The sequence below is a fragment of the Planosporangium mesophilum genome (genome assembly GCF_016863255.1).
GTDB lineage: Bacteria > Actinomycetota > Actinomycetes > Mycobacteriales > Micromonosporaceae > Planosporangium > Planosporangium mesophilum.
On sequence record NZ_BOON01000027.1, the window covers coordinates 73,514 to 88,445 of the forward strand.

Annotated in this window: 11 protein-coding genes; 9 read left to right on the forward strand and 2 right to left on the reverse strand. The window is 70.5% G+C overall.

Annotated features, from left to right (window positions below):
- From Pme01_RS13990 to Pme01_RS14020, 7 genes are all read left to right on the forward strand, one after another.
- Positions 1-867 (forward strand): branched-chain amino acid ABC transporter permease, encoded by an 867-nt coding sequence (locus Pme01_RS13990; RefSeq protein WP_168116779.1) that lies wholly within the window; start codon positions 1-3, stop codon positions 865-867.
- Positions 864-1,904: a branched-chain amino acid ABC transporter permease gene (locus tag Pme01_RS13995; protein WP_168116778.1), complete on the forward strand. Its 1,041-nt coding sequence runs from the start codon at positions 864-866 to the stop codon at positions 1,902-1,904. The genes Pme01_RS13990 and Pme01_RS13995 overlap by 4 nt, the downstream gene beginning before the upstream one ends.
- Entirely contained in the window at positions 1,888-3,273 is a 1,386-nt protein-coding gene (locus Pme01_RS14000) for an amidase (RefSeq protein ID WP_168116777.1), read from the forward strand. The genes Pme01_RS13995 and Pme01_RS14000 overlap by 17 nt, the downstream gene beginning before the upstream one ends.
- Positions 3,270-4,385: an NAD(P)-dependent alcohol dehydrogenase gene (locus Pme01_RS14005; protein ID WP_168116776.1), complete on the forward strand. Its 1,116-nt coding sequence runs from the start codon at positions 3,270-3,272 to the stop codon at positions 4,383-4,385. The genes Pme01_RS14000 and Pme01_RS14005 overlap by 4 nt, the downstream gene beginning before the upstream one ends.
- A gap of 26 nt (positions 4,386-4,411) precedes the next feature.
- On the forward strand, positions 4,412-5,875 hold the full coding sequence (locus Pme01_RS14010; RefSeq protein ID WP_168116775.1) for a benzaldehyde dehydrogenase: 1,464 nt from the start codon (positions 4,412-4,414) through the stop codon (positions 5,873-5,875).
- A 238-nt stretch (positions 5,876-6,113) separates the two neighbouring features.
- Entirely contained in the window at positions 6,114-7,094 is a 981-nt protein-coding gene (locus Pme01_RS14015) for a threonine ammonia-lyase (protein WP_168116774.1), read from the forward strand.
- Positions 7,095-7,388: 294 nt separating this feature from the next.
- Positions 7,389-9,020: a methyl-accepting chemotaxis protein gene (locus Pme01_RS14020; RefSeq protein ID WP_239088223.1), complete on the forward strand. Its 1,632-nt coding sequence runs from the start codon at positions 7,389-7,391 to the stop codon at positions 9,018-9,020.
- 660 nt (positions 9,021-9,680) lie between these two features.
- Here Pme01_RS14020 and Pme01_RS14025 read toward each other — a convergent pair.
- Positions 9,681-10,307: an isochorismatase family protein gene (locus tag Pme01_RS14025; protein ID WP_168116772.1), complete on the reverse strand. Its 627-nt coding sequence runs from the start codon at positions 10,305-10,307 to the stop codon at positions 9,681-9,683.
- Between the two features lie 310 nt (positions 10,308-10,617).
- Between Pme01_RS14025 and Pme01_RS14030 the strand changes: the two genes are divergently transcribed.
- The gene (locus tag Pme01_RS14030; protein WP_168116771.1) at positions 10,618-12,315 is read left to right on the forward strand and encodes an FAD-dependent oxidoreductase; all 1,698 of its coding nucleotides are present in this window, start codon (positions 10,618-10,620) and stop codon (positions 12,313-12,315) included.
- Positions 12,316-12,352: 37 nt separating this feature from the next.
- On the forward strand, positions 12,353-13,645 hold the full coding sequence (locus tag Pme01_RS14035) for a cytochrome P450 (protein WP_168116770.1): 1,293 nt from the start codon (positions 12,353-12,355) through the stop codon (positions 13,643-13,645).
- 469 nt (positions 13,646-14,114) lie between these two features.
- Here the strand turns inward: Pme01_RS14035 and Pme01_RS14040 are convergent, their stop codons facing one another.
- Positions 14,115-14,873, reverse strand: coding sequence for an SDR family NAD(P)-dependent oxidoreductase (locus Pme01_RS14040; RefSeq protein ID WP_168116769.1), 759 nt, complete (start codon positions 14,871-14,873; stop codon positions 14,115-14,117).
- Positions 14,874-14,932: the final 59 nt, after the last annotated feature.

Below are 14,932 nucleotides of genomic sequence, written 5' to 3' on the forward strand. Positions count from 1 at the left end.
ATGGACTTTCTCAACGCCCTCGTCCAGGGACTGCTCATTGGCGGTCTCTACGCGCTGTTCGCCACCGGTCTGTCGTTGATGTTCGGCGTCATGCGGATCGTCAACCTGGCCCACGGCGACCTCGCCGTGGTCGCCTCGTTCCTGGCTCTGGCGCTGATCAGCGGCACCGGCCTACCCCTGTGGTTCGTGCTGGTGGTGACGGTCCCGCTGTTCGCGCTGCTGGGCTACCTGACCCAGCGGGTGCTGCTGCAGAAGAGTCTCAAGTCCGGCCCGCTGGCCACGCTGCTGGTCACCTTCGGCTTGTCGATCGTGCTGCAGAACGTACTGCTGGAGGTCTTCTCCGCCGACACCCGTACCCTAGACGGCGGCTCGTTCGCGACCGGCTCGTTCAAGCTCACCGACTCCATCTCCATCGGGTACCTGTCGCTGGCCACGTTCGTGCTCGCCGTCGGAGTGCTGACCGGGATCCAACTGTTCCTGTCCCGCACGGGTCTGGGCCGGATGCTCCGGGCGTCCTCCGACGACCGCGAGACCGCCAACCTGGTCGGCGGTGACAGCCGGCACATCTACGGCATCGCCACGGCCATCGCGTTCGCGACCGTCGCGATCGCCGGCCTGATGTTCGCGATGCGTTCGTCGTTCGATCCCTCGATCGGCCCGTCCCGGCTGATCTTCGCGTTCGAGGCGGTCGTCATCGGCGGCCTCGGGTCGCTGTGGGGCACCCTGCTGGGCGGCATAGTCCTCGGCGTCACCCAGTCGGTCGGTGCCCAGATCGATCCGGCGCTGACGCTGCTCGCGGGCCACCTGATCTTCCTCGCTGTGCTGGCCTTCCGGCCGCAGGGCCTCATCGCAGGACGGAAAGCATGACCCTCTCCGAGACGCTGACCTCACGGGCCGCCGCCGCGGTCGACGTGAGCCGAGCCGCGCGGTCGTCGAAGTTGTCGGCGTTGGTGATGCTGGCCGCTGCCGTGACCCTGGGCGCGCTGCCGTTCCTGGTGTTCGCCAAGGTGACCGACACGCTGGTGAACCTGTTCGTGCTGATCGCGCTGGCGAGCATGTGGAACCTGCTCGCCGGCTTCGGCGGCCTGGTCTCGGTCGGTCAGCAGGCCTACATCGGGATCGGCGCCTACAGCGTGATCGCGTTCGCCGATCAGGGCGTCCAGCCCTACCTCGCGGTGCTCCTCGCCGCGGTGACCTGCGCGGTCTTCGCGGTTCCCACGTCGTGGCTGGCCTTCCGCCTGCGTGGCGACTACTTCGCCGTGGGCACCTGGGTGATCGCGGAGGTCTACCGGCTGCTCGTGGTACGCGTCGACAGCCTCGGCGGCGCCAGCGGCAAGAGCCTCTCCGGCCTGTCCGGCATCGACCAGACGCTGCGCGGTGCGTTGACGTACTGGATCGCGCTCGGGCTCGCCCTTGCCTCGGTCGCGGCCGGTTACCTGCTGCTGCGGGGTCGGCTCGGCCTGTCGCTGATGGCCGTCCGTGACGAGGAGACCGCGGCCAGCTCCGTCGGGATCGACGTGCGCCGGGCCAAGCGACTGGTGTACCTGGTCTCCGCGGCCGGCTGCGGCGCGGCCGGCGGCGTGATCACCGTGAGCTCGCTCAGCGTGAACCCCGACGCCATCTTCAGTGTCCAGTGGTCGGCGTACATGATCTTCATCGTCGTCATCGGCGGCATCGGCTTCATCGAGGGCCCGCTGCTGGGTGCGGTGGTCTTCTTCGCACTGCAGCAGCTCCTTTCCGACTACGGGTCGTGGTACCTGGTGCTGCTGGGCGCCGTCGGCATGGCGGCCGCGCTCTGGCTCCCACGCGGCCTGTGGGGCGTGGTACGCGACCGCACCGGCCTGAGCCTGTTCCCCGTCGGGTACTTCGTCCGGACCCGGGCCGCCGATGTCGACTCCCACTGACACCGCGACGGCGGCCGCGGCGGCGATCGCGAGTGGTGAGCTGACACCGGTCGAGTTGACCGAGCTCCTGCTCGAACGCGTCGCGGCCACCGAGCCGTCGCTGCACGCGTACGCCACCGTCACCGCCGACATGGCCCGCAAGCAGGCAGAACAGCTCACCGAGGAGCTGTCGCAGGGCCGCACCCGCAGCCGGCTGCACGGCATCCCGGTGGGGATCAAGGACCTGATCGACACCGCCGGCATCGCGACGAGCTACGGCTCGCCCCGCTTCACCGGGCACATTCCGGATTCCGACGCCGCTGCCGTCTCGCGGCTACGCGAGGCGGGCGTGGTGATCCTGGGCAAGCACACCACCCACGAACTCGCGTGGGGCGGCCGCACGGACAGCGCCTTCTTCGGGCCGACCCACAACCCGTACCGGCACGGCCACATCCCCGGCGGTTCCTCCGGCGGCTCGGCGGCCTCCGTCGTCGCCGGCAGTTCCCTCGGGGCGCTCGGCTCCGACACCGCCGGCAGTGTGCGGATCCCCGCCGCGCTGAGCGGCTGCGTCGGCTTCAAACCCAGCCGGGGCAGGATCCCGCTCGACGGGGTGTTGCCGCTGGCGCCGTCGCTGGACCACCTCGGTGTACTGGCGCGAACGGTCGACGACGCCGCCCTGCTCATGGATGGGCTCGCCACCCCTACATCCCCAGCGGCGCGGCGAGAGCCGGGAAGGCCGCTGCGGATCGGCTGGCTCGGCGGCTGGTACGACGCGGTCCTCGCCCCCGAGGTGCGGGCCGCCCTTGCCACGACCCGGGCCCTCCTCGAGAACGAGGGCCTGCACGTCGACGACGTCACGATTCCCGACGAGCCGCTGATGCCGGAGGCGCTGCTCGCCCGGATCGTCGGCGAGGCCGGCGCCTTCCACCGTGCCGCTTTCGAACAGGACCCGACTCTGTTCGGGGCGGACATCGCGGAGCTCATGCGGCTGCCGGCGCCCCGTGCGGAGCAGGTCGACCGGAACGAGGCGGCCCTGAGCCGGCTGGTCGCCGCCCTGCTGGAGGCGCTGCGCTCGTACGACGTGCTGGCCAGCGCCACCGTACCGGTGACCGCACCCCCGATCGGCGCGCACACGCTGTCCGTGGCGGGTCGGGACTGGCCGATCGAGTTCGTCCTGACGCGGCTGACCTCACCGTTCAACGCCGCCGGGCTGCCCGCGCTGTCCCTGCCGGTGGCGCTGTCCGGGGGGCTGCCGGTCGGGTTGCAGGTGGCCGGCCCGGCGCTCGGCGACGCGGTCGTACTCGAGGCGGCCCGGGTGGTGGAGCAGGTGTGTCCCCCGCTGCCCCGGCCCGCCGGTGCCGAACCCATCAGCCAGGGAGGATCCCGGTGAAGGTGACCGCCGCCGTCGTCAACGAGCTCGACGGCCCATTCCGGGTGGAGGAACTCGACCTCGACGAGCCCGGCCCGGGCGAAGCCCTGGTGAAGATCGTCGCGTCCGGTATCTGCCACACCGACTCGATCACCAGGCACGGTGACCTCCCGATGCCGTTCCCCAGCGTGCTCGGCCACGAGGGCGCCGGCGAGGTGGTCGCCGTCGGCGAGGGCGTTACGGCGGTACGACCGGGCGACCACGTGGTGATCGGGTGGCCGTACTGCGGACAGTGCCGCAACTGCCGTGACGGCGAGCCGCGTTACTGTGCCCGCCTCGGCGAGGCGCTCTGCGGTGGCGGTCGTCTGCTCGGTCCGCGCACCGGCGAGAGCGCGCTGCGCCGCCCGGACGGGTCAACCGTGCACAGTCACTTCTTCGGGCAGTCGTCCTTCTCCACGTACGCCCTGACCTGGGCTGACGCCCTCGTCGTCGTACCCGATGACGCTCCGTTGGAGATCCTCGGCCCGCTGGCCTGCGGGATCTCCACGGGGGCGGGAGCCGTCATGAACACGCTGCGACCCGGGCCCGGCACCAGCCTGGTGGTGTACGGCGTCGGCGCGGTGGGTCTGGCCGCGGTGATGGCGGCCGGGCTCTCTCCTGCCACCCGGATCATCGCCGTGGACCGGCACCCCGAGCGCCTGAGGCTGGCCGAAGAGCTCGGTGCCACTGACACCGTGAACGCCGCCGAGGTCGACCCGGTGGCCGAGGTACACCGCATCTGTGGCGGTCCGGCGCACTTCTCCCTGGAATGCACCGGCGTGATCTCCGTCGTGCGTCAGGCCGTCGACAGCGTCGGCATGCTCGGCACCTGCGTGCTGATCGGCGGCGCACCCGCCGGCGCGGAGTTCAGCGTCGACCACCTGACCACGCTGTGGGGCAAGCGCATCGTCGGCACCCTGGGCGGCAGCGGCCGCAGCGAGACACTGATCGGCACCCTGGTCGAGCTGCACCGGCAGGGCCGGTTCCCGTTCGACCGGCTGGTGCGGTTCTACGACCTCGCAGACATCGACAAGGCGCTCGAGGACAGCCACCGGGGCAGCGTGCTCAAGCCCGTTCTGCGGATGAACCACTGACAAGGACACGAGGAAGGAAGCACGCTGTGGGACTGCTCGCCGGCGTCGATTGGCAGGGAAATATCTTCAAGAACGGCGAGTGGACCGCCGGCAGGGGAGGCGACTACCCGGTCGTCGAACCCGCCACCGGCGCCGAGCTCGGCCGGATGGGTCTGGCGACACCGGAGGATGTCGCCGAGGCCGGCGTCCGCGCGGCCGAGGCCCAGAAGGAGTGGGCGGCCCTGCCCCACACCGCTCGGGCCGCGGTGCTGCGCAAGGCAGGCGACCTGTGGCAGCAGCACGCCGCGGAGATCAGCGGCTGGAACATCCGCGAGGTGGGCGCGGTCCCCGGGATGGCCGGGTTCGCCCTGCACGTCGCTGCGGAGGAGTGCTACGAGGCGTCCTCGCTGCCCGGTCGGGCGCTCGGGGAGGTGCTGCCGTCCGAGCAGCCCCGGCTGTCGATGGCGCGCCGCATGCCGGCCGGCGTGGTCAGCGTGATCTCGCCGTTCAACGTGCCGATCATCCTGGGCATCCGGTCCGTGGCTCCCGCGCTCGCGCTTGGCAACGCGGTGATTCTCAAGCCGGACCCGCGCACCGCGGTCACCGGTGGCACGCTCATGGCGCGCATCTTCGAGGAGGCCGGGCTGCCCCCGGGCGTGCTGCAGATGCTGCCCGGCGGCGCTGACGTCGGCGAGGCGGTGGTCACCGACCCGAGCATCCGGGTCATCTCGTTCACCGGCTCCACCCCGGTCGGCCGCCGAATCGGCGAGCTCGCCGGCAAGCATCTGAAGCGGGCACACCTCGAGCTCGGCGGCAACTCCGCGCTGCTGGTACTCGACGACGCGGACGTGGACGCGGCGGTCAACCTGGCCGCGTGGGGCTCGTTCTTCCACCAGGGCCAGATCTGCATGACCACCGGCCGCCACCTCGTCTCCGACCGGGTGTACGACGAGTTCGTGGAGCGGCTCGCGGACAAGGCGGGCAAGCTTCCCGTCGGCAACCCGGCCACCGAGGAGGTCGCGCTCGGCCCGATCATCGACGCCGGGCAGCGCGACAAGATCCACCGCATGGTCACGGCCAGCGTCGACCAGGGCGCCACGCTCACGGCCGGCGGCTCGTACGAGGAGCTGTTCTACCGGCCCACGGTGCTGGCCGACGTACCGCTCACCGCCCCGGTGTTCGCCGATGAGGTGTTCGGCCCGGTCGCGCCGGTCACCCGGGTGTCCTCTGTGGAGGAGGCGGTAGCGTTGGCCGCAGCCAGCGAGTACGGACTCTCTCTGGGCATCGTCACCCGTGACGTGATGCGCGGACTCGCCGTCGCCGAGCAGATTCCCACCGGGATCGTGCACATCAACGACCAGACCGTCAACGACGAGGCCAACGCGCCGTTCGGTGGCGTGCGAGCCTCCGGCACCGGGTCACGGTTCGGCGGCGCCCCGGCCAACATCGAGGCCTTCACCGAGACCCGATGGATCACCATGCGAGGTGAGCCCGCCAGGTATCCCTTCTAAAGCGCCTCGTTCTGCCTGCCCGGCACCATCCGCCGGGCAGGCAGAACGAGAAGTGCTTGAAATCTGTGGATCGGGTCGGGAAGGGCGGACCTTCCCGGTGATCGGTGAGGTCTCGACTGAAGGCAGTCGTTGGCGCGTCGGTCGGGACGCGGCTTGCGCATAGCGATCAGATCATGGATGCGGCTGATCCCCTCCAGACTCTCGGGCGGGGCCGCCGGCGGTGCTACGCTGCTGCTTCGTGCAGGAGACGCGTCTCGACACGGCGCGGATCCGGGCGGCTCGCCGGGTAATCGACCCGGTTTTTCTCGACACTCCGCTGTACCGCTGCGAGGCGCTGGAGCCCGCCCTCGGGTGCACGGTGAGCATCAAGCTCGAAACGGCGAACCCGGTCCGCAGCTTCAAGGCCCGCGGCACCGAGGTAGTCGCGAGCCTGCTCGCCGACAATGGCTCGCGAGCCGTGGTGTGTGCCAGCGCGGGCAACCTTGGCCAAGCCCTCGCTTGGTCCGGTCGCGGCCGGGGGCTCGACGTCACCGTCGTGGCATCCCGGTTTGCGCCTGCGGCCAAGCTTGACCGCATCCGCGCATTGGACGCCAGGTTTGAGCTGGTGGACGGCGACTTCGACATGGCTCGCGAACGGGCGGTTGCCGTCGCGCGGTACGACGGCAACCGGTTGGTCGAAGACAGCCTGGACATCGAGACCTGCGAGGGCGCGGCGACCATCGGCCTGGAACTGGTGGACACCGTGCCGTCGTTCGACGCCGTCCTGATTGCTCTCGGCGGCGGGGCGCTGGCCACCGGGGTGGGTCACGTGGTGAAGGCCTGGGCGCCCGAAGTCGAAATGATCTGCATCCAGCCGCTGGGCGCACCGGCGATGACACACTCGTGGCGCCGACGGCGCGTCGTCACCACCGACTCGACCGACACCATCGCTGACGGCGTCGCCGGCCGGCATCCCATCCCGGCCGTCCTGGACGACCTCCTCCTGGTCGCTGACGACGCCGTCCTGGTCCAGGAGGCGTCGATCATCGCCGGTATGCGGATGCTCCTCGACCACGCTGGCCTCGTCGTCGAACCGTCAGCCGCGCTCGGCATCGCGGCGATCCTCGAAGACCGTGACCGCTTCGCCAGCCGACACGTAGTCACCATCGTGTGCGGCAGCAACGTCGACGTAGACGCCTATCGCCGCTGGGTCGGTGCGGCTCCCATCCACAAGTCTTGACAATTGCTCCAAGGTCGAGCGCTGGCAGTCGACGAGGAGACGCGCGCCGACAACCTAGCCGATCTTGGGCATTCGGCCCGGCTGTCGACAGCCGAGTGCCGGCGCGAGCGGGCTCTCGGCGTCGTTGAGAGACCTGCAACACCAGGCCCCTCGGTTTTCTACGAACTGACCGTGCTCGACCGATCTCGGTCCTGATGACTCGGGTGACCGGGACCGGCCTGTGGAATGCGCAGGCAGTAGGGCATCGAGTGGCTGTCGCGTGGGCGAGGCGACTTCGAACTGGGGAGGATGACGATGTCGGGTACGGGTGATGGCGCCGGCAGGCGCAACGTGGTTTCCAGGTGGTTCGCCGACCGGACGGTACGAACGAAGATCATTTCTCTCTTCGTGACGCTGGCGGTCGTGGCTCTCCCGTCGTGCGGCGTCATCGTCACGTCTATGGCGAATTTGAGCGGGGCGGCCTCCGACCTCTACAACACGGGCGTGGCACAGACCGCTCGGGTCGGCGAGATTCGCCAATCGTATTCGCAGCTCGGCGCGGACGTGACCAACATCTGGACGCCGGCGCCCGGCAGCAAGGAGTTCGACGCCACGGTCGCTGGGCTGCAGGCCGGCGACGCCGCCGTCGACCAGGCACTGGCCAAGTACACCTCGGGTGTCACGACCGGCCGCGAACAGGCCGTCGCGAAGTTCAAGGCTGACCTGGTCTCGTACCGCCAGATCCGCGATCAGCAGGTCATTCCCAGCCTCCGCGCCGGCGACGCCGGGAAGGCGAGGGACGTGTGGAGCACGACGTTCGCCGCGGCTAACAAGGCGATCGCGGACGATCTGGACGCACTGGGCGCCATCGAGAAGAATCTGGCCGGCGTGCGGCACGCAGAGGCGAAGGCAGCCTACACCAGTGCCCTCACCACGCTGGCAACGGTGCTCGTGTTGGGTCTGGGGCTGTGCTTCGCCCTGGCGTTGTACGTGGCCCGGCTCATCGTGGGTACGGTGCGCAAGGTGTCCTATGTTGCCGAGGGCCTTGCCGCCGGTGACCTGACCCGGTCGTCCGATGTCGATGACCGTGACGAGCTCGGCCAGATGGCCCGGTCGTTGGACGCGGCGACGAACAACCTGCGCGAGGCGATCGGTACTGTCGCGGCCAACTCCCAGCGGCTGGCCTCCTCGAGTGAGGACATGTCGGGTGTCTCGGCGCGGATCGCGGCGTCGGCGGAGGAGAGCAGCACGCAGGCAGGACTGGTGTCGGCCGCGGCCGGGCAGGTCTCGGGCAACGTGAGTACGGTGGCGACCAGCGCCGAGGAGATGGGGGCGTCGATCCGCGAGATCGCCCACAACGCGACCGAGGCGGCTCGGGTGGCCGCGGGCGCCGTGAGCGGCGCGGAGACCGCGACCGCGACGGTGGCGCGCCTGGGCGAGTCGTCGGTGGAGATCGGCAACGTGGTCAAGGTGATCACGTCGATCGCCGAGCAGACGAACCTGCTGGCGCTCAACGCCACGATCGAGGCCGCTCGGGCGGGCGAAGCGGGTAAGGGGTTCGCGGTGGTGGCCACCGAGGTCAAGGATCTGGCAGAGGAGACGGCGAAGGCGACCGAGGACATCTCGCGGCGCGTCCAGGCGATCCAGGCGGACTCGACCGCCGCGGTGGAGGCGATCGCCCACATCGCCGAGGTCATCAGGGAGATCAACGGTTTCCAGGCCACGATCGCCTCGGCGGTCGAGGAGCAGACCGTCACCACCAACGAGATGAGCCGCAGCGTCGCCGAGGCGGCGACCGGCGCGACCGACATCGCCTCGAACATCACCGGCGTGGCCAGTGCGGCGCATACGACCAGTGAGGGTGTCAACGACGCCCGCCGTACGGCCGACGAACTGGCCCGCATGAGCGGCGAGCTTCAGCAACTCGTCCGGCGCTTCACCATCTGAACCCGCTCGCGCGGCACGGAGCCGGCAGCGGAACGGGCGGAGTGGGCTAGCCGAGTTTTCCGGCTGTCCGACCGCCGGTGTCGGATTCCACCGGCGGCGACAGCGAAGACGGCGCCGTCGCGGAGCAATCGGTCGTAGGTGCCGGTTGCTCCGCGACGGCGCAACCGCCGTACGGGCATTCCGAAGGAAGCCAGGAGCGAGGCCGGGTTGATGACTTCACCGGTCAGGCTTCCTCGATCTTGTCGGCGCTCGATGCAATGAAGCCCTGGGGATCCGGTTGGTAGCGATCGGTCCGGTCGTTCCCTGGGCTGCCGGTGGGTGCCAGAAAGTCGTCCGTTGCGGTTGAACTGGGGTTTCGTGGGCCGGTGCCTGCTGGGGAGGCTCGGCGAGTGGTATTGCGACTGCTCTACCTGGTGTTCTCGCAGTTGATGCAGTGGTTGGTGTTGCTGGCCCGGGATGCGGCCGCGAAGGACGTCGAGCTGTTGGTGTTGCGGCAGGAGGTGTCGGTGTTGCGCCGGCTCATGACGTATGGGTCGTTGGCGTGCGCCACGGCGGTGGTGCGGGGAGCGGTGGGAAGGGCGTTACCGCTTGGGCGGCCGTGATCTTCGCGGCTCGTGGCTGCCGCGCGGTCGCGTTCCTTGCGGTCTGGCTTGGTGTGGGTCAGTTCTTCGTGAGTGCCGAGGCGATCTGGCCGACGAGCACCGCGAACGGCATGTCGAGCGCGGCGTAGACGGCGTTGGCGAGGGGGTCGGCGTTGTCGGCGAGGATCTCGACCATGGCGCTGGAGTAGTCGATCGGCACCACGCCGGCCTGCTGCATGCGCAGCAGTCCCGCTTCGCGCTTGGTCTGCCAGAAGGTGCCAGAGGCGTCGATCACGGCGTACGCGTCGAAACCCTCTGCCGTCGCGCTGATGGCGGGGAACGCGAGGCACACCTCGGTGGAGATGCCAGTGATGATCAGCTTGTTCCGGCCGGTCGCCCGGATCGCGGCGTTGACGCGGTGGTCGTCCCAGGCGTTCACGGTCGAGCGGTCGATGATGTCGAGGTCGTCGGGCAGCACCGCGGCCAACTCCGGGATGACCGGTCCCCACATGCTGTCCGCCGCGGTGGTGGTGATCACCAACGGCAGGCTCAGCACCTGGGCGGCCTTGGTTAGGGCCACCACGTTGTGCTTCAGCTCCCCGGTGGGGATGTCGCGCACGCCGCTGTACAGGCCGATCTGGTGGTCGATGATCACCACGGCGGCGTTGTCGCGGGTCAACCGCTCGGTGAACTTGTTCGCGGGCATCGGGGTCCTCCCCGGTTCGCCAGGGCCGGGAATCCGGTAGCACGGCGCTCCGGCAGAGCATCAGCGCACAGTCGCTGTTACTGACAAATCGTCGTCAACTGCCAGTTTAGGTCGAGTAGCCGGCAGGGAGTTCACCTCGCGGCTCGCAGCGTGAACGCTGGCTGGCCGTGGCGTTGTTGATCGCCGCTGTGCGTCGATGTCCAGTGCCTTGGCTACTTGTTCGGCCGCGTGGGCCGCCCGATCGCCCGAAGGTTCGCCGACGTCCAACCGGGAATGCATAAGTGCCGCCTGAGCCGGGAAGGTGCGGATCATGAGGGTTGTCGTGAACCTCACGCGCTGCCAGGCGTACGCGCAGTGCGCCTTTCTCGCCCCCGACGTGTTCCGCATGCGCGGCAACGAGGCGCTGCTGTACGACCCGCAGCCCGACGGCGCGCAGCGTGAGCAGGTGCTGCGGGCCGCGGCGGCCTGCCCGGTGCAGGCCATCCTGGTCGATCACGTCACTGACCGGGAAGCCACCGCGGCGGCGCGGACGGCGGCGTCCGCGGTGGCCTCCCGGTCGGTTCCGATGCAGCGGGCAGCCGGGCGGGCCGCGCCGAACCAGGTATCCGCGCCGGCGTCGGGGTTGCGCGACGCCGCGGTCGAGGCGTTGCGCCGGAGCGGGCGGGTCGTGATCGCGGGCGCGTCGCTGGCCGGTCTGGCCGCGGCGGCGACCCTGCGCCGGGAGGGCTTCACCGGCTCGCTGACCATCATCGGGGACGAGCCGTACCGGCCCTACGACCGACCGCCCCTGTCAAAACAGGTCCTCGACGGATGGGTACCCGCGGATCACACCGGGCTGCCGCTGCGCGATGAGGTCAACGCGCGGTGGCTGCTCGGCGTGCCCGCGACCGGGCTGGACCTGGCCGGCAAGCGGGTAATCCTCGCCGACGGCGGCACGGTCGGCTACGACCGGGTACTCATCGCCACCGGTACCCGGGCCCGGCCCTGGTTCAACGCGGGCGAGGCCGCCCTCGACGGGGTGTTCGGACTGCGCAGCCGCGACGACGCCACCGGCCTGTACCGGCGGCTGGCCGAGCGGCCCCGCCGGGTACTGGTCATCGGCGGCGGGTTCACCGGCTCCGAGGTCGCCTCCACCTGCCGGGAGCGGGGTCTGGCGGTGACGGTGGTCGAGCGGGGCCCGGCGCCGCTGGTCGGTGCGCTGGGCGGGGTGATCGGCGCGGTCGCCGCCGACCTGCAGCGCGAGCACGGCGTCGACCTGCGGTGTGGCGTCACCGTCGCCGCTCTGGAAGGCGACGGTGCCGGCCGGCTGCGTCGCGCCCACCTGTCCGACGGCAGCACCGTCGACGCTGAGGTTGCCGTGGTGGCGCTGGGCGCGATCCGCAACACCGAATGGCTGTACGGCTCCGGGTTGGCCGTCGGCGACTGGGGTGTGGGCTGCGACGCCGGCTGCCGGGCGTTCGACGTCAACGGCGTGGTCTCCGACGACGTCTTCGTCGCCGGGGACGTGGCGCGCTTTCCGCACCCGCTGTACGACTACCAGTTCCTTGCCCTCGAACACTGGGGCAACGCCGTGACCCAGGCCCAGATCGCCGCCCACAACATGATCAGCGCCCCGGCCGACCGGTGGCCGCACCTGGCCAGTCCGGTGTTCTGGTCGGCGCAGTTCGGCACGAACATCAAGTCGGTCGGGGTGCCGACCTACGCCGACCAGGTCACCATCGTCCAGGGTTCGGTGGCCGAGCGCCGGTTCATGGCCGCCTACGGCTACCAGGGGCGCATCACCGCCGCGCTCGGATTCAACCAGGGCAAGTGGCTGGAGTTCTACCAAGGCCTGATCGAGGCGGCCGCGCCGTTCCCGCCCGACTTCCGCCACGTCGACCAACCCGTCGACGGGCAGCCCGTACCGGCCCAGCTACCCGACCGGAAGATCCGCGACCGGCACGCCACCGTGGTGATGACCGGCCACGACCCGAGCGAGCGCCGCGCGGAGCTGATCTACCACCACTGACCGCGCGTGCCGGGGGCATCCAGGAGAAGGCATTGTCATGACACAGCCCAGCATCTACGAGCAGATCCTCGACCCCGCCAACCGGGCCAACCCGTATCCGCTCTACGCCGAGCTGCGCCAGACCCCGGTGGCCCGTGAGGCCGACGGCACCTACGTGGTCAGCACCTACCGTGAGATCGCCGCGCTGCTGCACGACCCACGGGTCAGCTCGGACCCCCGCAACCACCCCGAACTGGCCGGCGCCCCGCCCGGAGCGGAGGGGGGACCGGCTGACTTGCCACTGGCCTTCATCAACCTCGACCCGCCCACCCATGACCGGCTGCGGGAGCTGGCCACCCGGCCGTTCGGGCCGCCCTGCACCCCCGGCCGCGTCGATGGCATGCGGCCCTGGCTGACCGAACTCGCGAACGGCCTGATCGACGACTTCGCCGGCAAGCACCGTGTCGACCTCGTCGACGACTTCGCCTACCCGCTGCCGGTGACCGCGATCTGCCGGCTGCTCGGCGTCCCCCGCGAGGACCAGCCGCGTTTTCACCACTGGGCCGACGCGCAAGTCGAGACCGCCGACCCGACCACCGGCACGTTCGCCGAGCGCCAGCGCAGACGAAACCAGATCACGGCTGAACTCGGCGCGTACCTCAACGGGCTCGCCGACGCCCACGCCCGCCGGCCCGGCGACGACCTGATCTCCGGGCTACTCACCGACACCGGCCCGCACGCACCGATGTCCCTGGGCGACCTGCTGAGCACCGCCGCGCTGCTGCTGGTCGCCGGCCACGAGACCACCGTCAACCTCATCGCGGGCGGCATGCTCACCCTGCTGCGCCACCCCGACGTCCTCGACCGGCTGCGCCACGAACCCGACCTGATCATCCCGCTGGTCGAGGAGCTGCTGCGCTACGAACCACCAGTACATCTCCTGACCAGCCGCAGCGCGCTGGCCGACATCGACATCGCCGGCACCACCATCCCTCAGGGCTCGCCGATCGCGCTGGTGCTCGCCGCCGGTGACCGCGACCCCGACCGCTTCCCCGACCCGGACCGCTTCGACCCCGACCGCACGGACAACGTCCACCTCGGCTTCGGCAGCGGCATCCACTACTGCTTCGGCGCCCCGCTCGCGCGGGTCGAGGCGCAGGTCGCGCTGGCTGTGCTCGCCAGCCGGCTGGTGAACCCCCGGCTGGTGGCCGACCCGCCGCCGTACCGGCCCAACCCGACCCTGCGCGGTCCCCGCCACCTCCTGGTCGACTACGACGCCGTCGCCCCGGTGGCCGAGGCAGCGGTCGGGGTACAGCCACGCGAACGCGTGCTGCGACCGGCACACGGATAGAACGCCGCCCGCCCAGTCCCGCGAACAACGGAGCCGGACGGATGAGCTCGCCATGGTGGGGGCACCTTAACGGTCACGGCCACGAGGTCGACATCGTCACAACGCGCCAGGTCCTCGGGGTTGCCGAAGAGTGCCCGCAGTTCATAGCCGTCCAGTCCGGCCAGGGCGGGCACGTGGGCGGTTGCTGCCCAGCCGCCGCCAGCGCTCAGGCCGACGATTCTGACGCCGATCGGCCTGTACCGGGCGACGGAGGCTGATGCCATGACCGCATCCCTTCACTCGTGGTGGCACCGCGGCCTGGATGCACCCAGCGATGTCCGGGATCGGCGCCTGCCCCAGCCGGGTACCGGCGCGACCGCCGGCCGCCGTCGGGCAGCGGGGTATACCGAGCCAGGCGACCGAGCAGCCCCCGGCCAGGGCCGCGAAACGGCAACGCGGGCGTCGTTTGCCGTGGTCGGTGTGCGCCCGGTCAGAGGCCGCCGGAGACGGTGATGTCGCTGCCGGTGACGTACGACGCCGCCGGGGAGATCAGCCACGACACGGCGTCGGCGATCTCGTTGGGCCGGCCCACGCGACCGATCGGGCTGCTCGTGGCGGCCTCCTTCGCTCCTGGGGTCGCCGCTGCCATCTCCGTGTCGATGACGCCCGGCGAGACGCTGTTGACGCGGATCCCTTCGGGGGCGACCTCGTTGGACAGGCCACGGCTGAACGTCACCACGGCGCCCTTGGTGGCCTCGTACGGCACGAATCCTGCTATGCCGGGGGGCGCCTGGGCGCCGATCGAGGCGATGTTGACGATCGAGCCACCGGAGCCGCCGTGCGCGGTGGACATCGCCTGCACGGCGTGCTTGGCGCAGACCATGGGCCCCACGACGTTGATCTGCATCAGGCGGGCGAGCTTGTCCGTGTCCTGCTCGTCGATGCGGGCACGCGCGCCGGTCGTTCCGGCGTTGTTGACCAGCGCGGCCAGCGGCCCCAGCTCGCGCTGCGCCCGGTCGAACAGGTCCGCGACGTCGTCTGATGCCGTCACGTCCGCGCGCACGGCCACCGCCCGGCCGCCCCGGGCGCGGATGGTGGAGACCACCGACTCGGCGCCGTCGGCGTCCGCGGCGTAGTTGACGACCACGCCGTACCCGTCCTCGGCCAGCTTCTCGGCGATCGCGGCGCCGATACCCCGGCTGGCGCCGGTGACGATCACCGCGCCCTTGCCCTGCTCAGCTCTCGTCATCTCATTGACCTTCCACCGCTGGATCTCGTGTCGGGCCGAGCTGCACACGGGGCGGTCCA